Source organism: Nocardioides sp. InS609-2 (genome assembly GCF_023208195.1).
Taxonomy (GTDB): domain Bacteria; phylum Actinomycetota; class Actinomycetes; order Propionibacteriales; family Nocardioidaceae; genus Nocardioides.
In genome coordinates, this window is record NZ_CP060034.1 from 516157 (window position 1) to 536108 (window position 19952).

Annotated in this window: 24 protein-coding genes; 14 read left to right on the forward strand and 10 right to left on the reverse strand. The window is 70.0% G+C overall.

The genetic code is table 11. From position 1 onward, the window contains the following. The first annotated feature begins 63 nt into the window (after nucleotides 1-63). The 10 genes from H4Q84_RS02780 to H4Q84_RS02825 all read left to right on the forward strand — a co-directional run bounded on the left by H4Q84_RS02780 (nucleotide 64) and on the right by H4Q84_RS02825 (nucleotide 9488). Nucleotides 64-798, forward strand: a complete 735-nt coding sequence (locus H4Q84_RS02780; protein WP_248581880.1) for an FCD domain-containing protein — start codon at nucleotides 64-66, stop codon at nucleotides 796-798. A gap of 25 nt (nucleotides 799-823) precedes the next feature. After that, nucleotides 824-2194, forward strand: a complete 1371-nt coding sequence (locus tag H4Q84_RS02785) for a glutamine synthetase family protein (RefSeq protein ID WP_248581881.1) — start codon at nucleotides 824-826, stop codon at nucleotides 2192-2194. A 1-nt stretch (nucleotide 2195) separates the two neighbouring features. Continuing rightward, on the forward strand, nucleotides 2196-3548 hold the full coding sequence (locus H4Q84_RS02790; protein WP_248581882.1) for an aldehyde dehydrogenase family protein: 1353 nt from the start codon (nucleotides 2196-2198) through the stop codon (nucleotides 3546-3548). Between the two features lie 39 nt (nucleotides 3549-3587). Beyond that, complete coding sequence (locus H4Q84_RS02795) at nucleotides 3588-4367, forward strand: 3-oxoacyl-ACP reductase (protein WP_248581883.1); 780 nt, start codon at nucleotides 3588-3590, stop codon at nucleotides 4365-4367. Nucleotide 4368: 1 nt separating this feature from the next. Then, complete coding sequence (locus H4Q84_RS02800; RefSeq protein WP_248581884.1) at nucleotides 4369-5082, forward strand: gamma-glutamyl-gamma-aminobutyrate hydrolase family protein; 714 nt, start codon at nucleotides 4369-4371, stop codon at nucleotides 5080-5082. 9 nt (nucleotides 5083-5091) lie between these two features. After that, a complete protein-coding gene (locus H4Q84_RS02805; protein ID WP_248581885.1) occupies nucleotides 5092-5580 on the forward strand; it encodes a hypothetical protein in 489 nt (162 codons plus the stop codon). Then, on the forward strand, nucleotides 5577-5954 hold the full coding sequence (locus H4Q84_RS02810) for an ankyrin repeat domain-containing protein (protein ID WP_248581886.1): 378 nt from the start codon (nucleotides 5577-5579) through the stop codon (nucleotides 5952-5954). Before H4Q84_RS02805 ends, H4Q84_RS02810 begins: the two co-directional genes overlap by 4 nt. A gap of 53 nt (nucleotides 5955-6007) precedes the next feature. Then, nucleotides 6008-6475, forward strand: coding sequence for a Fur family transcriptional regulator (locus H4Q84_RS02815; protein WP_248581887.1), 468 nt, complete (start codon nucleotides 6008-6010; stop codon nucleotides 6473-6475). Then, nucleotides 6468-8072 (forward strand): catalase, encoded by a 1605-nt coding sequence (locus tag H4Q84_RS02820; RefSeq protein ID WP_248581888.1) that lies wholly within the window; start codon nucleotides 6468-6470, stop codon nucleotides 8070-8072. The genes H4Q84_RS02815 and H4Q84_RS02820 overlap by 8 nt, the downstream gene beginning before the upstream one ends. Before the next feature lie 465 nt (nucleotides 8073-8537). Next, nucleotides 8538-9488: an alpha/beta hydrolase gene (locus H4Q84_RS02825; protein WP_248581889.1), complete on the forward strand. Its 951-nt coding sequence runs from the start codon at nucleotides 8538-8540 to the stop codon at nucleotides 9486-9488. Here H4Q84_RS02825 and H4Q84_RS02830 read toward each other — a convergent pair. The 4 genes from H4Q84_RS02830 to H4Q84_RS02845 are packed head-to-tail and all read right to left on the reverse strand — an operon-like array spanning nucleotide 9469 to nucleotide 11886. Next, the gene (locus H4Q84_RS02830; RefSeq protein WP_248581890.1) at nucleotides 9469-10179 is read right to left on the reverse strand and encodes a hypothetical protein; all 711 of its coding nucleotides are present in this window, start codon (nucleotides 10177-10179) and stop codon (nucleotides 9469-9471) included. The two genes, H4Q84_RS02825 and H4Q84_RS02830, sit on opposite strands and share 20 nt — an antisense overlap. Continuing rightward, nucleotides 10179-11300, reverse strand: a complete 1122-nt coding sequence (locus tag H4Q84_RS02835) for a hypothetical protein (RefSeq protein WP_248581891.1) — start codon at nucleotides 11298-11300, stop codon at nucleotides 10179-10181. The genes H4Q84_RS02830 and H4Q84_RS02835 overlap by 1 nt, the downstream gene beginning before the upstream one ends. Then, nucleotides 11297-11584: a hypothetical protein gene (locus H4Q84_RS02840; RefSeq protein ID WP_248581892.1), complete on the reverse strand. Its 288-nt coding sequence runs from the start codon at nucleotides 11582-11584 to the stop codon at nucleotides 11297-11299. Before H4Q84_RS02840 ends, H4Q84_RS02835 begins: the two co-directional genes overlap by 4 nt. Continuing rightward, nucleotides 11581-11886 (reverse strand): SAV_915 family protein, encoded by a 306-nt coding sequence (locus tag H4Q84_RS02845; protein ID WP_248581893.1) that lies wholly within the window; start codon nucleotides 11884-11886, stop codon nucleotides 11581-11583. The genes H4Q84_RS02840 and H4Q84_RS02845 overlap by 4 nt, the downstream gene beginning before the upstream one ends. A gap of 131 nt (nucleotides 11887-12017) precedes the next feature. On the opposite strand from H4Q84_RS02845, the gene H4Q84_RS02850 reads away from it, so the two are divergent. Genes H4Q84_RS02850 through H4Q84_RS02860 form a run of 3 tightly spaced genes read left to right on the forward strand, consistent with a single transcriptional unit; the run spans nucleotide 12018 to nucleotide 14200 of the window. After that, a complete protein-coding gene (locus tag H4Q84_RS02850; RefSeq protein WP_248581894.1) occupies nucleotides 12018-12407 on the forward strand; it encodes a hypothetical protein in 390 nt (129 codons plus the stop codon). Between the two features lie 48 nt (nucleotides 12408-12455). Beyond that, nucleotides 12456-12917: a DUF350 domain-containing protein gene (locus H4Q84_RS02855; protein WP_248581895.1), complete on the forward strand. Its 462-nt coding sequence runs from the start codon at nucleotides 12456-12458 to the stop codon at nucleotides 12915-12917. Continuing rightward, nucleotides 12917-14200 carry a glutathionylspermidine synthase family protein gene (locus H4Q84_RS02860; RefSeq protein ID WP_248581896.1) on the forward strand — a complete coding sequence of 428 codons (1284 nt, stop codon included), beginning with the start codon at nucleotides 12917-12919 and terminating at the stop codon, nucleotides 14198-14200. The genes H4Q84_RS02855 and H4Q84_RS02860 overlap by 1 nt, the downstream gene beginning before the upstream one ends. On the opposite strand, the gene H4Q84_RS02865 is transcribed toward H4Q84_RS02860, so the two are convergent. The 6 genes from H4Q84_RS02865 to H4Q84_RS02890 all read right to left on the reverse strand — a co-directional run bounded on the left by H4Q84_RS02865 (nucleotide 14197) and on the right by H4Q84_RS02890 (nucleotide 19169). Beyond that, nucleotides 14197-15054 carry an MOSC domain-containing protein gene (locus H4Q84_RS02865; RefSeq protein ID WP_248581897.1) on the reverse strand — a complete coding sequence of 286 codons (858 nt, stop codon included), beginning with the start codon at nucleotides 15052-15054 and terminating at the stop codon, nucleotides 14197-14199. The two genes, H4Q84_RS02860 and H4Q84_RS02865, sit on opposite strands and share 4 nt — an antisense overlap. 10 nt (nucleotides 15055-15064) lie before the next feature. Further along, nucleotides 15065-15826 (reverse strand): class I SAM-dependent methyltransferase, encoded by a 762-nt coding sequence (locus H4Q84_RS02870; protein WP_248581898.1) that lies wholly within the window; start codon nucleotides 15824-15826, stop codon nucleotides 15065-15067. A gap of 93 nt (nucleotides 15827-15919) precedes the next feature. Continuing rightward, nucleotides 15920-16687, reverse strand: a complete 768-nt coding sequence (locus tag H4Q84_RS02875; RefSeq protein WP_248581899.1) for a sulfite exporter TauE/SafE family protein — start codon at nucleotides 16685-16687, stop codon at nucleotides 15920-15922. Further along, nucleotides 16684-17823: an SPFH domain-containing protein gene (locus H4Q84_RS02880; RefSeq protein ID WP_248581900.1), complete on the reverse strand. Its 1140-nt coding sequence runs from the start codon at nucleotides 17821-17823 to the stop codon at nucleotides 16684-16686. The genes H4Q84_RS02875 and H4Q84_RS02880 overlap by 4 nt, the downstream gene beginning before the upstream one ends. Nucleotides 17824-17853: 30 nt before the next feature. Then, complete coding sequence (locus tag H4Q84_RS02885; protein ID WP_248581901.1) at nucleotides 17854-18315, reverse strand: NfeD family protein; 462 nt, start codon at nucleotides 18313-18315, stop codon at nucleotides 17854-17856. A 41-nt stretch (nucleotides 18316-18356) separates the two neighbouring features. Beyond that, nucleotides 18357-19169, reverse strand: coding sequence for an ABC transporter ATP-binding protein (locus tag H4Q84_RS02890; RefSeq protein ID WP_248581902.1), 813 nt, complete (start codon nucleotides 19167-19169; stop codon nucleotides 18357-18359). A 53-nt stretch (nucleotides 19170-19222) separates the two neighbouring features. On the opposite strand from H4Q84_RS02890, the gene H4Q84_RS02895 reads away from it, so the two are divergent. Beyond that, complete coding sequence (locus H4Q84_RS02895) at nucleotides 19223-19951, forward strand: hypothetical protein (protein ID WP_248581903.1); 729 nt, start codon at nucleotides 19223-19225, stop codon at nucleotides 19949-19951. The last annotated feature ends 1 nt before the right edge of the window (nucleotide 19952 follow it).

The window sequence follows — 19952 nt, forward strand, 5'->3', positions numbered from 1 at the left end:
AGTAAAATTGGTATGAACTCCGACCATTGACACTCCTCGTGATTTCTCAGCAGACTGACCCCCGTGACCGCCGCGCCGCACGAGCACCTCAGCCAGTCCGTGCTGCGCCCGGTGCTCGGTCACCACGCGTTCGAGGCCTGCGTCGAGCAGCTGGGTCGCGCGATCCGGCTCGGCGTCTACCCGATGGGCAGCACCCTGCCGCCCGAGCGCGAGCTCGCGACGCGGCTGGCCGTCAGCCGCGCCACGCTGCGCGAGGCGATGGCGGCGCTACGCCAGGCCGGCCTCGTCGAGACCACCCGGGGCCGCGGGGGTGGCACGGTGGTGACGGCCAAGCCGAGGAGTTCGTACGCCCGCAAGGCGGCCCGGATCACCGGAGCCCAGCGGCGCGACTGGCTCGACGCCCTGGAGTTCCGTCGGGTCGTCGAGCCCGGCGCGGCGTACCTCGCGGCGTCGGCGACACTCGACGAAACTCAGCTCGACCAGCTTCGTGAGGCCGAGGCGACGGTCTCGGCGGCCACCCGCCCTGCCGACCACCGGCAGGCCGACTCGCTCTTCCACCTGACCGTGGCGGCGCTCACCGGCTCCCCGCGCACCATCGAGGCGGTGACCTCGGTCCAGTCATCCCTGCACGAGATGCTGGGCTCCATCCCCGTGCTCGAGGCCAACATCGGCCACTCCCACCGCCAGCACCGAAGCCTCCTGACGGCCGTCGAGCGTGGTCACCCCGACCGCGCCCGCCGGGTGATGGAAGAACACTGCGACGACACCGCAGCCCTGCTGCGCGGCCTGCTGGGCTGACCGTCAGCCGACCCGGAAGGACACCATGACCGCACCCAACGACCGCTACCTGACCCTGGAACGGCTCCGCACGATGATCGAGGCCGACGAGGTCGACACCGTCGTCCTCGCGTTCACCGACATGCAGGGGCGACTCCAGGGCAAGCGCCTGCACGGCCGCTACTTCCTCGACGTCGCGCTCGAGCACGGCACAGAGGGGTGCAACTACCTGCTCGCCGTCGACGTCGACATGAACACCGTCGAGGGCTACGAGATCTCGTCGTGGCAGCGCGGCTACGGCGACATGGAGTTCGTGCCCGACTGGGACACCCTGCGGCGGCTCCCCCACCTGCCTGCGACCGCCATGGTGCAGTGCGACCTCGTCTGGCTCGATCACGCGCCGGTGGTGCAGTCCCCACGCACGGTACTGCGCGCCCAGCTCGAACACGTGGCGGAGCGCGGCATGACGGCACTCGCCGGCACCGAGCTCGAGTTCATCGCCTTCAACAGCACCTACGAGGAGGCGCACCGTTCGCGCTACCGCGACCTCAACCCGGTCAACCAGTACAACGTCGACTACTCGATCCTCGGCACCACCCGCGTCGAGCCGCTGCTGCGCGGCATCCGCAACCACATGTACGCCGCGGGGATGGATGTCGAGGGCGCCAAGGGCGAGTGCAACTTCGGCCAGCACGAGATCGGCTTCCTGTACGCCGAGGCAATGGCCACCGCCGACAACCACAGTGTCTACAAGACGGCGGCCAAGGAGATCGCGGCCCAGCACGGCCGGTCGCTCACCTTCATGGCGAAGTACGACCAGCGCGAGGGCAACTCCTGCCACATCCACCTGTCGCTGCGCGGCACCGACGGCGACGTCGTCTTCTGGGACGACGACGCGGGTGCCCGCAGCCCGCTCTATGACCACTTCGTCGCCGGCGTGCTGGCCACGATGGCCGACTTCACGCTCATCTACGCGCCCAACATCAACTCCTACAAGCGCTTCGCGGCCGGGTCGTTCGCCCCGACCACGATCGGCTGGGGCCTCGACAACCGCACGTGTGCCGTGCGTCTGGTCGGCCACGGACCCAGCGCCCGCATGGAGAACCGCGTGCCCGGCGGCGACGTGAACCCCTACCTGGCCCTCGCCGCGATGATCGCCGGCGGCCTGCACGGGATCGACCAGGAGCTGAAGCTCGAGCCCGAGCTGGTCGGCAACGCCTACACCAGCGACGACCATGCCCGGGTACCGCAGACGCTGCACGCGGCCCGCGAGGCCTTCAACGGCTCAGCGATCGCCAGGGCGGCGTTCGGCGACGCCGTAGTCGACCACTACACGAACATGGCCGACGTCGAGCTCGCGGCGTACGGCGCGGCCGTGACCGACTGGGAGCTGTTCCGTGGCTTCGAGAGGCTGTGAAGTGACCACCACCCTGATCTCCCCCGTCACCGGCGAGACCATCGGCGAAGTCCCCTCGGCATCGCAGACCGAGACCGACACCGCCGTCGAGCGGGCGCAGGAAGCCTTCGGCCCGTGGCGCGACGTCGCGCCCGGTGAGCGCGCCCGGCTGTTGCGCCGGTTCGCCGCCGTGGTCGACGACCACAACGAGGAGCTCGCCCAGCTCGAGGTGCGCAACGCCGGCCATACCATCGGCAACGCACGCTGGGAGGCTGGCAACGTGCGGGACTGCCTCAACTACTACTCGGCCGCGCCGGAGCGACTGTTCGGCCGGCAGATCCCGGTGGCGGGCGGCGTCGACATCACCTTCCACGAACCGCTCGGCGTCGTGGGCATCATCGTGCCGTGGAACTTCCCCATGCCGATCGCCGGCTGGGGCTTCGCGCCCGCCCTCGCGGCCGGCAACACGGTCGTCCTCAAGCCCGCCGAGCTGACGCCCCTCACCGCCATCCGCCTCGGGGAGCTCGCGCTCGAGGCCGGCATCCCCGAGGGCGTCCTCACCGTCATCCCGGGCAAGGGCTCGGTGGTCGGCGAACGCTTCGTGACGCATCCGCTCGTGCGCAAGATCGCCTTCACCGGCTCGACGACGGTCGGCAAACAGATCATGGCCGGCTGTGCCGACCAGGTGAAGAAGGTGACCCTCGAGCTCGGTGGCAAGAGCGCCAACATCGTCTTTGCCGACACCGACATCGCAGCGGCTGCGGCGGCCGCCCCCAACGCGGCCTTCGACAACTCCGGCCAGGACTGCTGCGCGCGCTCGCGGATCCTCGTACAGCGGACGGCGTACGACGAGTTCGTCGGCCGGCTCGAGGAGGCCGTGACGGCGATGCGGGTGGCCGACCCCGGCCAGGAGTCCACCGAGATGGGCCCACTCGTCTCGGAGGGGCAGCGCGCCTCGGTGCAGGCCTACATCGACGGCGCGAACGTCGCCTTCACGGGCAGTGCCCCCGACGGACCGGGCTGGTGGCTGCCGCCGACGGTCGTGGAGTCCACGTCCACCGACGAGAAGGTGTGGCGCGAGGAGGTCTTCGGACCGGTCGTCGCGGTGATGCCCTTCGACGACGAGGAGGAGGCCGTCACCCTGGCCAACGACTCGGAGTACGGCCTGTCCGGCTCGATCTTCACCAACGACCTCGGCCGTGGCATGCGCGTGGCCCGCGGCGTCGAGGCCGGCAACCTGAGCGTCAACTCGCACGCCTCGGTGCGCTACTGGACGCCGTTCGGTGGCTACAAGCAGTCGGGCCTTGGTCGTGAGCTCGGCCCCGACGCGCCGCATGCGTTCACCGAGGAGAAGAACGTCTTCATCGCGCACTGACCACGCACTGACCGCACCGACGAAAGGAACCATCAGACAATGACTGGACGTATTGAGGGCAAGGTCGCCGTCGTCACCGGCGGCTGCTCCGGCATCGGGCTGGCGACGGTCCGGCGCTTCGCGGAGGAAGGTGCCCGGGTCGTCATCGGCGACATCGACGAGACGGCCGGGATGCACCTCGTGGACGAGCTCGGCGGCAGCTCCATCGCGACGTACGTCTCGGTCGACGTCACCTCAAAGGAGCAGGTCGACGCGCTCTTCAAGACCGCCAAGGACACCTACGGCTCGGTCGACATCGCGTTCAACAACGCAGGCATCTCGCCGCCCGAGGACGACTCGATCCTCGACACCGAACTCGAGGCGTGGCGGCGGGTGCAGGAGGTGAACCTGACGAGCGTCTACCTGTGCTGCAAGGCCGCGCTGCCCTACATGCTGGAGCAGAAGTCGGGCTCGATCATCAACACCGCCTCCTTCGTCGCGGTGATGGGCGCCGCTACCTCGCAGATCTCCTACTCCGCCTCAAAGGGTGGGGTGCTCTCGATGTCACGCGAGCTCGGCGTGCAGTTCGCCCGGGAGGGCGTGCGTGTCAACGCGCTGTGCCCCGGGCCGGTCAACACTCCCCTGCTCAAGGAGCTGTTCGCCACCGACGCCGAGCGCGCCGCGCGCCGGTTGGTGCACGTGCCGATGGGCCGCTTCGCGGAGCCAGAGGAGATGGCCAACGCCGTGCTCTTCCTCGCCTCCGACGAGTCCAGCTTCATCACCGCCAGCACCTTCCTGGTCGACGGCGGCATCTCCGGCGCCTACGTCACCCCGCTCTGAGATGACCGCTCCCGTCATCGGCCTCACCACCTACCGCGAGCAGGCGCAGTGGGGCGTCTGGCGCCAGCGCGCCGATCTCCTACCTGCGGGGTACGCCGGCGCGGTCGAGGCCGTCGGCGGCGTGCCCGTGCTGCTGCCGCCGGTGGGCACGCCGGAGGCCGCGGCCGGTGTCGTCGGCCGGCTCGATGCGCTGATCCTCTCCGGCGGCGCCGACGTCGACCCGGCCCGCTACGACGCCGAGCCGCACCCGCGCACCGCGGGCTGGCGTGACGACCGGGACGCCTGGGAGCTGGCCTTGCTCGACGCCGCCGACGGGCGCGCGCTGCCGGTGCTCGGCATCTGTCGCGGCATGCAGGTGATGGCGGTGCACGCGGGCGGCGTACTCGACCAGCACACGCCCGACCTGGTCGGCCACGACCAGCACAGTCCCGGTGGCGACGAGTTCGGCACGGTGCCGGTGACCACCGTGGCGGGCAGCCGGGTCGGCGGCCTGGTCGGCGACTCGCTCGACGTGCACTGCCACCACCACCAGTCGATCGCGTCGGCCCCCGGCTTCATCGCGTCGGCGCACGCCGCAGACGGCACGACGGAGGCGATGGAGCTGCCCGGGACTCGGTTCTGCCTGGCCGTGCAGTGGCACCCGGAGACCTTGGCCGACGTCGGGCTGCTTGCCGGGCTGGTCACCGCCGCACGTGAGCTCGCCGTACGCCGATAGCCTCCGTTCGTGGGTTCGCTCGGTCTGTTCTTCACGTCCGTCCTGAACGCTTTGCTCATCGCGGTCATCGCGCGCCGTCTGCTCGGGGTCCCGGTCGGCTGGCCGCGAACCATCGTGCTGGCCATCATGGTCAACGCCTCGGCCACTCCCCTGATCACGTGGATCGGTGAGCGGCTCGACTTCGCACCAGGACCCGACGGGTCGATGCAGGTGTCCGGCGTTCTCATCGTCATCCTGGCCGTGGCCTGGCTGGTCGCCCTCGAGGTCGGCGTCCACGCCATCCTCGAAGCCCGGGTGCCGACGGGCACGCTGCCCGGGCCGCTCACCCTGGTCCGCAGCCTGCCCTGCAGCAGGTGGTGCTGGCGATCCTCACCGCGACCACGGCCCTCAGCGGGGTCGCGCTGGTGCTCGCCGACGGCGGGCCGCAGGGTCGTGGTCGTCGCCTTCCGAAGCACCTGGCACGACGCCCATCCCCTACCCGACCGGAGATCAACATGACCATCGACCCCGACGACCAGCAGCGGATCGTCGCCTTCGCCATGGACCTTGCCCGTGAGGGCCGCACCGACCTGCTCGCGGAGTACGTCGACGGCGGCTTCCCGGCGAACCACCCGGACGCCGACGGCAACACCGCCCTGATGCTGGCGGCCTACCACGGCCACGCCGACACGGTCGCGATGCTCGTCGAGCGCGGCGCCGACGTCGACCGACCCAACACCCGCGGCCAGTCGCCTCTCGCCGGAGCCCTCTTCAAGGGTGAGGACGAGGTGGTCCGGGTGCTGAGGGCCGCCGGGGCCGATCTGGACGCCGGCACGCCCTCCGCCCGCGACACCGCGCGGATGTTCGGCACCGAGCACCTGCTCGACGACTGAAAGCGATCGTAGTTATTCTTGACTGATTCCAGATTGGGTGGTTGATTGGAGTCGTGCCCCAGCCCACGCCGCACGTCCCTCCCGATGTGCTGCTGCGCGAACACGGGCTACGCATCACCAGTCCCCGAGTGGCCGTCCTGACAGCCCTGGCCGAGGCGCCGCACTCCGGCGCCGACGCGGTCATCCGCGCCGTACCCCAGACGGCCGAGACCTCCACCCAGGCCGGGAACGACGTGCTCCACACGCATGCCGACCGCGGCCTGGTCCGGCGCATCCAGCCGACCGGATCGGTGGCCCGCAACGAGCTGCGCACCGACAACAACCAACCCCACGTCGTCTGCCGCTCCTGCGGCGCTGTCGAGGACGTGGACTGCGCGACCGGTCAACCCCGCTGCCTGGTCGCGTCCGACGACACCGGCTTCGTCATCGACGAGGCCGAGGTGACCTGGTGGGGCCCGTGCCCCGCCTGCCGCAACCAGAACGCACCCGCACACCCAACCCCAGGAGTGACCCATGCCTGACCTGCCCCAGCCCGACGACGGCACCTCCATCGCCACCGCGCCTTCGGAGGAGGCGCTGCTCGGCTCGACCACCGACACCGGCGCGCCCGCGCCGAGTGACCGCAACAGTCTGACGATCGGCGCCGACGGCCCGATCCTGCTGCACGACGTGCACTTCTTGAACCAGATGGCCCACTTCAACCGTGAGCGTGTCCCGGAGCGAAACGTGCACGCCAAGGGCTCCGGTGCCTTCGGTGAGCTCGAGACCACCGAGGACGTTTCGGCGTACACCAAGGCCGCGCTGTTCCAGCCCGGCGTCAGGACCGAGATGTTGGCCCGCTTCTCCACCGTGGCCGGTGAGCAGGGCTCCCCCGACACGTGGCGCGACCCGCGCGGGTTCTCGCTGAAGTTCTACACGTCCGAGGGCAACTACGACCTCGTCGGCAACAACACCCCGGTGTTCTTCGTCCGCGACACGATGAAGTTCCCGCACTTCATCCGCTCGCAGAAGCGGCGGGGTGGATCCGGCCTGCGCGACAACAACATGCAGTGGGACTTCTGGTCGCTGAACCCGGAGTCGGCGCACCAGGTGACCTACCTGATGGGTGACCGCGGCATCCCGAAGACCTACCGGCACATGAACGGCTACGGCTCCCACACCTACCTGTGGATCAACGCCGCGGGTGAGAAGCACTGGGTGAAGTACCACTTCCACAGCAACCAGGGCGTCGAGGGTCTGCCCGACGCCGACGCGACGCGCATCGCCGGCGAGGACGCCGACTTCCACCGTCGCGATCTCCACGACTCGATCGACAGCGGCGACTTCCCGTCGTGGACGCTGTCGATCCAGGCGATGCCCTACGAGGACGCGAAGACCTACCGCATCAACCCGTTCGACCTCACCAAGGTGTGGCCGCACAGCGACTACCCGCTGATCAAGGTCGGCACCATGACCCTGAACCGCAACCCGGAGAACTTCTTCGCCCAGATCGAGCAGGCGGCCTTCGAGCCCAGCGCGCTCGTGCCGGGCATCGGCTTCAGCCCGGACAAGATGCTGCTCGGCCGCGCCTTTGCGTACGCCGACACGCACCGTCACCGCATCGGGCCGAACTACCTGCAACTGCCGGTCAACCGTCCCAAGGTCGAGGTCAACACCTACACCCAGGACGGCGCGATGGCCTACGAGCACCGCGGCGACGACCCGGTCTACGCGCCCAACTCGTTCGGCCGCGGCTACGCCGACACCGTCGGCGCGGACGAGGCGGGCTGGGAGACCGACGGCGCGATGGTGCGCCAGGCCTACACTCTGCGCCCGGACGACGACGACTTCAGCCAGGCCGGCACGCTGGTCCGCGAGGTGTGGACCGACGAGATCCGCGAGGCCTTCGTCAACACCGTCGCCGGGCACCTGCTCGGTGGCGTGAAGGGCGACGTGCTCGAGCGCGCGTTCCAGTACTGGAAGGCCGTCGACGCCGACTGTGGCAAGCGCATCGAAGAGCTCGTGCGCTCGTCCGCCGACAACGACAACCCGGGCGGCCAGCCCGAGGATGCCAAGGCCGACGCGAGCGACCCGGTCGTCGAGAGCGCCACGCACGCGGGCGACCGGTCGCACGGCTGATCTCGACCTGCTCGACCGCCGCGGGGATCCCTCCGGGGCCGCCCGTCTGTGCCGGGGTAGGTCGGTTTTGGTCGTCACGGTGGCCTGAAGGCGACAAGAGGTGACTGGACTACCCCGGCCCTCGGGCCGGTCACTTCCGTCGCCGGCTGGGTGGGGTTCCTCGTCTGCCGGTGCCGGAGGACGTGTCCCGGTGACGCGTCGGCGTACTTCCGCATGATCTGCGAAGACGTGCTGGGCGCGCCCTACATCGTCTAGACGATCGACCTCGACCCCTACGACGAGGGCGCTGTCGTCGCGCACCCGGTGTCCGCCCGGAATCGCTCCCATGACGGGTACAACCGCCACGGTCAACCAGGGCTCGCCGGACCAGTCCCCCTTCGGGACGTCGTCGACGAACGTGGACCAACAGCGGTCGGGGGCTACCGCCTCACGTGGGACGACTGACCCGCTGGCAGACTGGCCGTCGTGAGCCCGGACCCGACCCCCGACCTCCTCGGCGGGCCGTACACCGTCGAGACGATCGACCTCGACCCCGACGACGAGGGCGCTGTCGTTGCGCACCTGGTGACCAGGCCGGCAGTCGGCGCCGCGCGCGGCGCCGTACTGCATCTGCACGGGTTCGCCGACTACTTCTTCCAGACCGAGTACGCCGACTGGTGGGCCGAGCGCGGCTACGCCTTCTACGGCTTGGACCTGCGCAAGTACGGCCGCTCGATCCTCAAGCACCAGACACCCAACTTCGTGGCCGACCTACGGGAGTACTTCCCCGAGATCGACGAGGCCTGGCGGCTGATCACCGAGCGCGACGGCCACCAGCGGGTGATCGGCTCGGCGCACTCGACCGGCGGGCTGACCCTGCCGCTGTGGGTCAACGCCCGGCGCGTGACGCTGGCCGGACTGGTGCTCAACTCGCCGTGGTTCGACATGCAGGGTGCGTGGTGGCTGCGCAACGTCGGCACGACCGTCGTCAGGGAGGTCGGCCGCCGCCAGCCGAAACGGATCATCCCTCGCACCGTCACGGGCCTCTACACGCGGTCGCTGCACGTCGAGCACGAGGGCGAGTTCGACTTCAACCTCGACTGGAAGCCCGTCGAGTCCTGGCCCGTGTACGCCGGATGGCTGCGCGCGATCCGGCAAGGTCATGCCGAGCTGCACCGCGGCCTGGAGGTGGGCTGCCCGGCACTGGTGCTCTCCTCGGCCCGCAGCACCACGCCCTCGGCCATGGGTGACGACGTACACCGTCACGACATCGTGCTCGACGTCGAGCAGATCCGGCGCTGGGCGCCGGCGCTCGGTCGCCACGTCACCAGCATCGGCATCGCCGATGCTCGCCACGACGTCGTGCTCTCGCTGCCCGACGTGCGCAAGACGGTCTACCGCGAGCTCGACACCTGGGTCACGGCGTACGTCGACTGAAGGCGTCGGCGGAGCTGAGGTCGGTACGGCGCCCGGCGTGGGCGGCGTAGAACTCGACCAGGTCCGTCAGAGCCTCGGGCGACCAGGCCTGTGGGAGCAGGCGCAGGACGATCGGCTCGGTGGCCTCACGCTTAGGGATCACCACCAGCAGCGGTTGCCAGCGCGGGACGGCCTGCGCGCCCTTGACATCACGCCAGGCGAGCCGGTTCGAGGACCCGAGGCCGCCGGGGACGGTGATCCCGTCCGCGTCCAGCAGCAGCCGCGCGCGGTCGGCACCGGTGGTGATCAGCCAGCCACAGAGGCCGAAGCCCACCAGCAGCGCGGCGATGCCCAGGATCACCACGGCCAGCCCGCCGTCGCGCAGCGCCGCCGGCAGCAACAGCGAGCCGGCTACGGCGACCACGCCGGCCTGGCGCCCGGCGTACCCGCTCCGTAGCGGAAGGGCGACGCCGATCTCGATCGGCTCCGCGGGGGGTGGTGTGGCCCGGGTGGGCAGCAGGTTCGCCACCGCGAGCGCTCCGAGAACCGTCAGCTGGAGGCCGAGCACGGCGGGGAACCAGCTCTCGTCGTGGCCGCTGGCCGTCGCGATGACGCCGGCGACCAGGAAGCCGAGGCCAATCAGCGTGAGCAGGGCGACCAGCCCGGTCACCAGCCAGCGGGCCGGTGAGCGGAAAGCGCTGCTGCTCGCCATCAGAACCAGCCCGTAACGGTGTCCCAGCCGTCGGAGACGACGTCCTTGGTGTCGTCCCAGCGATCGCCGACCCACTCATCTGCAGGCTCGGTCCAGCCGTCGGGCAGTGCGTCCCAACCCTCCGTGGCCAACCACGTGGCCCCGGCACCGACCGCCACCGCACCGCCGACCACGACGATGGCGGGGACGCTGACGGGAGCGGTGGCGATGATCGCGGCGGTAGCCGCGATGCCGACGCCGGCCGCGATCACACCGCCGGCGGGCGACTCCGACTCCAGGCCGTTCCACACCTCGATGGCTCCCCCGAGTGGGCCGAGCACCTTGCCCCCCTTGCCGAGCCAGTCGGCCCTGGAGGTGAGATTGCGGATCCGGCCGGGCGTCTCGGGGGCGATGCCCACGGCGCGCCTGGCCGGATTGCCCGACCGGCGAGCGCTCCGGAGCTCCTTGGCCTCCTTTACCAGGGCTCCGGACTTGCTCTTCATCGCCCGCTCGCCGTGGGTCAGGGAGTACCCGATGGCGAGGTTGCCGGCGTTCTCCTTGACGAACGAGATCAGCTTCTCCAGCGCCGGGGCCTCCAGCGACTTGGTCACCGGGCTCAGGTTGCTGTCCACCCAGTCCACGAACTGCGTCCACTCACCCTCGACGTCGCCGAGGATCCGGTTGTACAGCTTGATCCTGGCCGCCTGGTCGTCGTACGCCGCCAGGTCGGCGTCGTACTGGTTCTGCTGGTCGGCCGTGAGCTCACCGGTCGGCACGCCCGGGGATCGAGCCGGCTCCGGCTCCTGGATTTCCGTGCCGCGGACCGTGAGCCCGCCCGCAGTGGCCTCGCCCCGCAGATCGCGCATCCGGTCCTGGATCGCCTTGAGCTTGCCGCTGTAGGAATCGAACTTCCCGGCGGCCCGCTCGATCCGGTCGACGTGCTCGTCGGTCACCTTGACGATGTCCTTGGTGTAGGCGACGTACGCATCCCCGGACTCGCCCTCCCAGCCGTGCCCGGCGGCATGTTTGGCCGCGATCACGTCGTCGCTCGCCTCGTCGACTCGGGCCTTGAGCAAATCACGCAGCCAGAAAGCGGCGCTGTCCACACTGGCCGTGCTGCCCTCCACCAAGGTCTCGATCACTCGACCACGACCTTGATCTTGCTGAAGTTCTCGGCGACCTCGTCGTCAGTGTCTCCAAGGCCCTGCCCGACGGCAGTGACCTGCTCGGCTGCCACCTCGTTGACCATGGCGATGTCGTCGGCGGTGTCGATCACGGCTCCCAGGATCGCCATCAGGTCCGCGGTGCCGTAGCCGCCGTCGATTGTGGTCGGGATGCCCGATGCGAGGTCGGTGATCGCCGACGCCGCGTCACGGTGCTTCTCCGCGATCTGGCTCTCGGTCGCCTCCGTCAGCTGGATGCTCACGCGGTGTCCTCCTCGACCCGCAGCGAGGCGGGCATCGCGATGTCGAGATATGCGACGTCGAAGTGCTTGAGCGCGCGCAACGACTCCAGCTCCTCGGTCTTCCACAGCACCCAGGGGTGCCCGGCACCGCAGCCGACGAAGAACCGGTCGAGCGCTGTGTAGCCCATCAACGCGATCCGGCCGTCCGCAAGCCTGGCCATCATCACCTCGTCGAGCTCGCCGTTCTCGTCGAGCCGGCACGGAAGGTACGCCACCGGCGGCTGGACCTCGGCCATCCCCGCTCGACCCGTCTGCTGCGCCATCTCGTCCCCCCGTTCGCGGGCTGCTTGCCCTCGCCGACGCTACCTGAGTCGGTGGTGCACCCATGCACTCCGGCCGGGACACCACATACCCTCAGGCGTAGCCACTGCCCCACTCACCCAAGGAACCCCACATGACCACGACCGCCCGGCGACGGATGCGTTCGACCGGCGTCAGCCTGGGCGTCACCGCACTCATGGCCGCCGGGCTGACCGGCTGCGCGACGTCGCCCGACTACGCCGCCGTGTGCGTCGACCCCCAGACCGACGAGCGGGTCGCCGACGACCAGTGCGACGACGACCGCGCGTACGCCGGATCGGGCTCGGGGTTCTTCTGGTACTACCTGGCTGCCAGCTCCCGAGTGCCGGCCGTGGGCAGCGGCGTCTCGGGCGGCAGCTTCAACGGCTCCTCCCTCCGCGGCACCGTGCAGCGCGGCGGACTGCCGGCCGCCGGTGGTTCGTCGGTGAAGTCGACGACCAAGAGCGGTGGCTTCGGCGGCAGCAGCCGTGGCTTCGGCGGCTGACGCACCCGTCCTTCCCATCCGACACCGACGCCCCACCCAAGGAACGCCATGCTGGAGTCTCTGCTCAACGCCCTCGGCCATGCCGTCGTGTACGCCGTCCTGGCCGGCGCGCTGCTCGTCGGCGCCTACTACGTGCTCGACCTGGTCACGCCCGGACACCTCGGCAACCACCTGCGCGGGGTCGACGAGACGGGCGCCGAGTCGGTGCACGCAGCGTCCCGCTCGGCGGGGCTCGTCACGGCCGCCTGGCTGGTCTCCAACGCCTTGGTGCTCTTCACCGCCATCTGGACCAACGGTGCGACCTCGCTGGGCTGGGCCCTGGGCTGGACCCTGGCGTTCGGGGTGCTGGGCATCGCGCTCAACGCGTTGATGTTCTTCGTCATCGAGGCCGTGACGCCGGGCAGCCTGCGACGCATCGTGTGCGCCCCCGGGCCCGTGCGCCCGCTGGCGTACGTCGCCGCTGCGTCGGCGCTCTCGGTCGGCCTCATCGTCTGCGCAAGCATCGCCTGATGTGGCGGCACGCCTTTCGCCCCCGTAAGGACTGGGAGCGCATCGTCACCGAGCAGGGTCTGATCTTCGCGACCACCCCGAAGCCGGACGGGTCGACGGTGCCTTACTGGAACGAGTCGGCGTGGTACGAGGTGACCCTGGACGAGGTCGATGCCCTCGAGGCCGCGACCGAGGAGCTGTGGGCCATGTGCGTCGACGCCGTCGGCCACATGGCGACGACAATGACCGACGAGCGCCTCGGGCTCCCCGAGGGGACGCTGCGACTCGTCCGTGCCTCGATCGAGCGCGGCGACCCCGCGATCTACGCGCGCTTCGACCTGGCCTTCGGCGGCGACGGCACGATCAAGATGCTCGAGATCAACGGTGACACCCCGACCGGGCTGGTCGAGACCGGGGTGGTCCAGTGGCGCTGGATCGACGACGTCATGTCCGATGTCGACCAGTGGAACAGCGTGCACGACCGGCTGGTCGCGCGCTGGCGCGAGCTACGCGACTCGGGCGCCCTCGACGGGGACCAGGTGCACTTCCTCTACGACCTCGGCGAAGGAGAGGCCTACGACGGCGGCGAGATGGAGATGACGGTCCACTACCTCATGGACTGTGCCGTGCAGGCCGGCCTGAAGGTGATGGCCCACCCCATCGCCCACGTGGGCTGGAACCCCGACACCCGCGACTTCCGGGACGCCAACGACCAGCCGATCCGCAACGCCTTCAAGCTCTACCCCTGGGAGGAGATGCTCGGCGAGGAGTTCGGGCGGTTGCTCATCGACGGTGCGGAGCCGAGGCCGGTGCACTGGTTCGAACCCGCCTGGAAGGTGCTGCTGAGCACCAAGGCGATCCTGCCGGTCCTGTGGGAGCGACACCCGGGGCACCGCCTGCTTCTCCCGGCCTACTTCGACGAGCCCCGGGACTTGACCGACTGGGTCGCGAAGCCCTTGCACGGCCGAGAGGGTGACGGCGTCCGCATCCATCTCGCCGACGGCACCGAGGTCTCCATGCCCGGCGTCTACGGCGACGAGGGCTACGTCTACCAGCAGTACGCTCCCCTGCCCGTCTACGGCGGCAACTACGTGGTGCTGGGCTCCTGGGTCGTCGGCGGCGAGGCCGCCGGCATGCTGGTGCGTGAGTCCGACGGGATGATCACCGACTACTTCAGCCGGGTCGTGCCCCATGCGATCAGCGACGGGTTGTCCCCCGACGACGCCACGGTGCAGGAATGGCTGGCTGGGCGCGTCTCCGCCCAGGCACCACAACTGCCGGCGGCGCCGACGGCGAGCAGCTAGTCCACGCTCTCGGCGACGTCCCCAGCGACGATCTCGCCGTCGGTGAGGATGTCGGCTCGCAGCCCGCCCCGGTGGATGAGGCCGCGCAGGACGCCTTTCGTGGTCAGCCGTTCCAGGTGTGAGCATGGCTCGCAGAGGCGCTGGCCGAGACACTCGACCTCGCCGATCTTGAACCGTCGGCCGACCAGGGCGTTGAGGTCGATCCCGCGGGTCACGATGTTGCGTCGCGCGTCCGCATGGTCGAGCAGGGCGAGATCGTCCAGCGCCTCGGCCTCGACCAGCGTCAGGTCGTAGCCGCGCGCCGTCTCGTTGGCGGGAGTGAAGGTGCCCGCCTTCGCGGCGTACCGGTCCCCCTCCAGACCGCGCCCGGCGAGGGCCCGCGCGCGGTCGACGACGTACATGGGTTCGGTGGCCCGCGGCGAGACCGCGATCAGCTCCACCACGCCACGAAGGTGCGACAGCGGCACGATCGGAGAAGGGATGGCCGGGTCGAGGCCGCAAACGACGTACCCCTCCCTGACCGGCAGATCGGTGGCCGCGGCGCCCAGGAGGGCCGGGTCCTGCGGGCTGAGTACGACGCCGGCGGGCGTGCCGAACATCAGCACCGCGATCTCGTCGCCGAGCACGGCCAACCAGTAGCCGGGCCAGTTGAATCCGGCCGGCTTGGCGATCGCGACCAACCCGGTGCCGCGACCGGCCAGCCAGGAGCGCCAGTGGGCGGTCGCACCAGCCAGGTCGGCCGCCGGCTGCGGCACCTCCGCGACCGGTGTCTCTGTCACCGAGGCCAGGCACGCTGCGAACGACCGCACCAACTCGGGCACCTCATCCGACCTGGGTAGGTCTACGTCGATCATGTCCCGATCCTCACACGCTGCGCCGAGCGAGATGGACGGTGATGTCGGCGGAGAGCTCGACAGCCTCCGGCAGGACCTGCCTGATCCGGCTGTACACCTGCTCCCGCGCCGAGGTGGCCAGCTCGAGATAGGCCGAGATGGTCGAGAGATGTCCGAGGTAGTCGTGAGCACTCATCGTCAGGCGTCGCTCGATCACGGACTGCTGGACGTCGACGAACCAGTCAGACCGTTGGAGCTCCGTCCCCGGCCACTGCATGTCGTGTCCCGCAGGCGTCCCGTCCGGAGACGGAACGTCGTCGCTCTCCAAGAACGGTGCCCGGGCAGCGCGGACGGCTTCCTCCACAGCCGGGTCAGCCAGCTGGATCGGTCCACCGAACGAGGCGAACACGCCACCCGGCTCCAGCAGCGCGGCCATCCGCAACCACCGACCCTCCGGTTTCGTCCAGTGCAGCGCCGCTGCCGCATAGACCAGCCCGTAGCTCTCGCCCGGTCCCAGGTCCTCGAACGCGGCTTGCACGGTCCTGACACTTGCTGGCACGTGCGTGTGCAGCTCGGCGAGCATGGCCCCGTCAGGCTCGGTCGCGGTGACCGTGAGCCCCCGTTGAGCGAAAAGGCGGGTTGCCTTCCCTGTCCCGGCGCCGATCTCGAGCGCCGTCCGAACAGGCTGACCCGCGTACGTCATCACCATGTCGAAGAGCTCCACGGGATATCCCGGCCGAAATCGTTCGTAGGCCGCCACCATCGTTCCGAAGCTCAGTGCGCGACCAGACATGGGAGCATGCTGACACGATCTGCACCGACGATGCCCGCTCATTTTGCGCGACGCAGCCGGGTCTCGACATCCTGAGCGCCGACGCGCAAATGCTCAGGACGAACGCAGGAACGCAACGAGCGCGACCACGCCCACGACCACGATGATCCCGCGCAACCAGGCGTCGGGCAGCCGGCGGCCGACCCTGGCACCGATCTGTGCGCCCACGATCGAGCCGGCGGCGATGAGCAGCACGACCTGCCAGTCGACGTGCGCAAGGAAGACGAACAGCAGTCCGGCGACGGCGTTGACGATGGTGGCGAGCACGTTCTTGACGGCGTTGAGGCGCTGCAGGGACTCGTCGATGCCGATGCCCATGATCGCCATCAGCAGGATGCCCTGAGCGGCGCCGAAGTAGCCGCCGTACACACCGGCGACCAGGACGAGCGGCCACACCCACCACGCGCCGTTCTCGGGAAGTCCTCCCGCGGACTCGTGCCGCTGGGCGACCCAGGCCGAGAGACGGGGTCCGAAGACCACGAGCACGAGGCCGAGCACGATCAGCACGGGCACGATCGCGGTGAACGCACCTTCGGGCAGCCCGAGCAGGAGTACGGCGCCCGCCAGGCCGCCAAGCAGCGACGCGCCGGCCAGCCGCAACACCCGTCGGCGCTGTCCGACGAGCTCACGCCGGTAGCCCACGGAGCCGGAGATCGACCCCGGCACCAGGCCGATCGTGTTGGACACGTTGGCCGTCACCGGGGGTACGCCGAAGGCCAGCAGGGTCGGGAACGTGATCAGCGTTCCCGACCCCACCACCGTGTTGATGGCGCCGGCCGCGACGCCAGCAAGGAGGATTGCGGCGGCTTCGAACGGACTCACTGAGCGGGCGGCACCTCACCCGGAGGAACCTCGCCCGGGGCGATGGCCGGGTCCGCCCCAGTGTCGACAGGCGGGGCGGAGCGGCCCGGGTTGGCGGCGCGCTCGGCCTCGGCGATCGCGGCCTCCACGGCGGCGTTGGTTTTGCGGAGCTCGCTGTCGGGCGTCGAGAGCTGCGGCTCTGACGGGCCCATGTCGACGCGCTTGAGCGGTCCGTCCACCTTGGCGGGGATGCCCGCGACCTGGTGGATCGACGAGCCCAGCCCCTCGAGGGCCTTGGTGATCTCGGACGGGATGACCCACACCTTGTTAGCGCTGCCCTCGGCGATCTTGGGCATCATCTGGAGGTACTGGTAGGCCAGCAGCGACTGGTCGGGCTGCCCGTCGTGGATCGCCTGGAAGACGGTCTGGATGGCCTGCCCCTCACCCTGGGCGCGCAGGATCTGCGACTCCCGGTCGGCCTGGGCACGCAGGATCAGCGACTCCCGGTCACCTTCGGCGTTGAGGATCGAGGACTGCTTGGAGCCCTCGGCCGTCAGGATCGCGGCCTGCCGCTGGCCCTCGGCGGTCAGGATCACCGCGCGCTTCTCACGGTCGGCGCGCATCTGCTTCTCCATCGAGTCCTTGATCGACGGCGGCGGATCGATGCCCTTGAGCTCGACCCGGTTGACGCGGATGCCCCACTTGCCGGTGGCCTCGTCGAGCACGCCACGCAGGCCGGAGTTGATCTGGTCGCGGCTGGTCAGCGTCTCCTCGAGGTCCATGCCACCGACGATGTTGCGGAGGGTGGTCATGGTGAGCTGTTCGATCGCCTGGATGTAGTTGGCGATCTCGTACGTCGCCGCCACCGGGTCGGTGACCTGGAAGTAGATGACGGTGTCGATCGAGACGACCAGGTTGTCCTCGGTGATCACCGGCTGCGGCGGGAACGACACGACCTGCTCACGCAGGTCGATCAGGTAGCGGAGCCGGTCGATGAACGGCATCAGGATGTTGAGGCCGGCGGGCAGCGTGCCCTTGTACTTGCCGAATCGTTCGACGATGCCGGCGCGGGCCTGCGGGACGATCCGCACGGTCTTCGCGAGCAGCACAATGACGAACAGCACCAGCAGCGCCAGCAAGATCAGGGCGATCTCCATGGACGTCTCCTTCTGGAAATGACGGGTGGTTCAGGACTCGAGCCGGGCGACGGGGTGTACGACGGCCGTGGCGCCGCGGATCGCCAGCACCTCGACGGTCTCGCCCGCCGTGATGCTGGTGGTGTCGTCGTACGGTTCGGCGGTCCAGAACTCCCCGGCGAGCTTGATCCGGCCCGGCGCCAGCCCCGAGATGTCCTCGGTGACGATGCCCTGCCTGCCAACCAGCTTGCCGTGCCCGAGCCGAAGCTCGGGCCCCCCGTGCAGACGCTTGACCATCGTCGGTCGCACCATCGCCAGCGCAGCCACCGAAGCGGCAGAGGCGGCAAGGATCTGGACGGCGACGTGGAGGTCGAGAACGGCCGCGACCATGCCCACCAGGGCACCGGCCGCGAGCATGATGAGGATGAGGTCGAGACTGAACATCTCGGCCACGCCCAGCACGATCGCAAGACCCAACCAGGTCTCCAAAGCGTGATCACGCAACCACTCCATGAGCCGACCCTATCCGGTGGACGGCTGCGTGACTGCAGGGATCAGACGGCGCGGCGTCCGTTGCGTCGGCGGGCGGCGAAGCGACCGTCGGACTCGGTCAGCACCAGCGGCATGGCGAAGGTCGCTGACAGCGCCTCCTCGGTCACCACCTCGTGCAACGGCCCCTGCGCGACGACCTTTCCATCGCGCAGCAGCAGCGCGTGGGTGAAGCCGGGCGGGATCTCCTCGACGTGGTGCGAGACCAGGATCGTGGCCGGCGAGTCGGCGTCGAGTGCGAGCACCGACAGGGTGCTGACGAGGTCTTCACGGCCGCCGAGGTCGAGGCCTGCGGCGGGTTCGTCGAGCAGCAGGAGCTCGGGGTCGGTCATCAGTGCCCGGGCGATCTGTACCCGCTTGCGCTCGCCCTCGCTCAGCGTCCCGAACGTGCGCTCAGCCAGGTGGGCCACGCCCACCTCGACGAGCAGGCTGTGCGCCCGGTCGTGGTCGAGGGCGTCGTAGCTCTCGCGCCAGCGCCCCACCACGCCGTACGACGCGGACACGACGACGTCGCGCACCAGCTCGCTGCGCGGCACCCGCTCGGCCAACGCGGCGCTGGTCAGCCCGATGCGTGGCCGGAGCTCGAACACGTCGACGGTGCCGAGCACCTCGCCGAGAATGCCGACGACGCCGCCGGTCGGGTGGATCTGGGCCGCCGCCACCTGGAGGAGCGTTGTCTTGCCGGCGCCGTTGGGGCCGAGGATGACCCAGCGCTCATCCTCCTCGACCGCCCAGTCGATGCCGTCGAGAAGGGTCGCCGGCTTGTCGGCTGGGCCTCGCCGGACACTGACGTCGGCGAACTCGAGCACGGCGGACATGGCGCTCACCCTAGCCATGACCTTTATCGCCCGCGGAGGTAGCCTCGACCGCCGTGACGAGCCTTCCCGACGCCGCCCGCCTAGCTTGGTGGGGCACCGCCTGGCTGCGCGGACTGGTGGTCACCGATCTCCTCCTGGACGCTGTGACGGGAGCGGACGCGGTGCACGAGGTGCGCGACACGTCCACCGGTGGCCCGCCGATGACGCTCCTCGACGCGCTCCTCGACGTGCGGAACGGTGGTGGCGACTCGCTCGGCCTGGCCCTGCCGGTCGAGGGCGATCTGCTCGGACTGGGTGGGCCCGCCGCGCTCAACACCGACGCTCTCGAGATGGGCGAGGCAGCCGTCTCCGGCGCTGCCGGGATCGCGCTCGTGCCGCATCGGGTGGGCCGCGCCGTGCAGTGGCGGTTGCACCCGGCGTCGCGCCGCCAGCTGCCCGACGTCGGCGAGGCCGACCGCGGGCTGCGCGCCGCTCTCCTCGAGAGCGCCAACGCGCTGGCCGCGCTCGACGTCGCCCGCTGGCGCCCCGAGGTGGCCGACGAGCTGATGGACCTGCGCCGGGTGGCCGCGCTCGACGCTCCCGAGGGCACTCCCCAGCGTTGCGTGGAGCTGGCCGGCCGCGGACTGCGCTGCGAGGCCATCGCCGAGCTGGCGCTGGCCGACGACGGTGGAGCGGTGACGACCATGGAGATGACCGCGCGCCGCAATGCCCTGCGCCCGCTGGAGTACGCCGCCCGCCGGGCCGTCGTGGCCGCGTGCTCACCCGAGGTGTGGCCGGGCTGAG

Bases quoted from the DNA above. Each gene is read 5' to 3' on its own strand.
- H4Q84_RS02800 (WP_248581884.1), top strand. From the start codon at position 4,369: ATGACCGCTCCCGTCATCGGCCTCACCACCTACCGCGAGCAGGCGCAG.
- H4Q84_RS02860 (WP_248581896.1), top strand. From the start codon at position 12,917: ATGTGGCGGCACGCCTTTCGCCCCCGTAAGGACTGGGAGCGCATCGTC.
- H4Q84_RS02795 (WP_248581883.1), top strand. From the start codon at position 3,588: ATGACTGGACGTATTGAGGGCAAGGTCGCCGTCGTCACCGGCGGCTGC.
- H4Q84_RS02830 (WP_248581890.1), bottom strand. From the start codon at position 10,179: ATGGCGAGCAGCAGCGCTTTCCGCTCACCGGCCCGCTGGCTGGTGACC.
- H4Q84_RS02885 (WP_248581901.1), bottom strand. From the start codon at position 18,315: ATGGAGTGGTTGCGTGATCACGCTTTGGAGACCTGGTTGGGTCTTGCG.
- H4Q84_RS02890 (WP_248581902.1), bottom strand. From the start codon at position 19,169: ATGTCCGCCGTGCTCGAGTTCGCCGACGTCAGTGTCCGGCGAGGCCCA.
- H4Q84_RS02865 (WP_248581897.1), bottom strand. From the start codon at position 15,054: ATGATCGACGTAGACCTACCCAGGTCGGATGAGGTGCCCGAGTTGGTG.
- H4Q84_RS02810 (WP_248581886.1), top strand. From the start codon at position 5,577: ATGACCATCGACCCCGACGACCAGCAGCGGATCGTCGCCTTCGCCATG.
- H4Q84_RS02850 (WP_248581894.1), top strand. From the start codon at position 12,018: ATGACCACGACCGCCCGGCGACGGATGCGTTCGACCGGCGTCAGCCTG.
- H4Q84_RS02880 (WP_248581900.1), bottom strand. From the start codon at position 17,823: ATGGAGATCGCCCTGATCTTGCTGGCGCTGCTGGTGCTGTTCGTCATT.
- H4Q84_RS02855 (WP_248581895.1), top strand. From the start codon at position 12,456: ATGCTGGAGTCTCTGCTCAACGCCCTCGGCCATGCCGTCGTGTACGCC.
- H4Q84_RS02870 (WP_248581898.1), bottom strand. From the start codon at position 15,826: ATGTCTGGTCGCGCACTGAGCTTCGGAACGATGGTGGCGGCCTACGAA.
- H4Q84_RS02785 (WP_248581881.1), top strand. From the start codon at position 824: ATGACCGCACCCAACGACCGCTACCTGACCCTGGAACGGCTCCGCACG.
- H4Q84_RS02845 (WP_248581893.1), bottom strand. From the start codon at position 11,886: ATGGCGCAGCAGACGGGTCGAGCGGGGATGGCCGAGGTCCAGCCGCCG.
- H4Q84_RS02820 (WP_248581888.1), top strand. From the start codon at position 6,468: ATGCCTGACCTGCCCCAGCCCGACGACGGCACCTCCATCGCCACCGCG.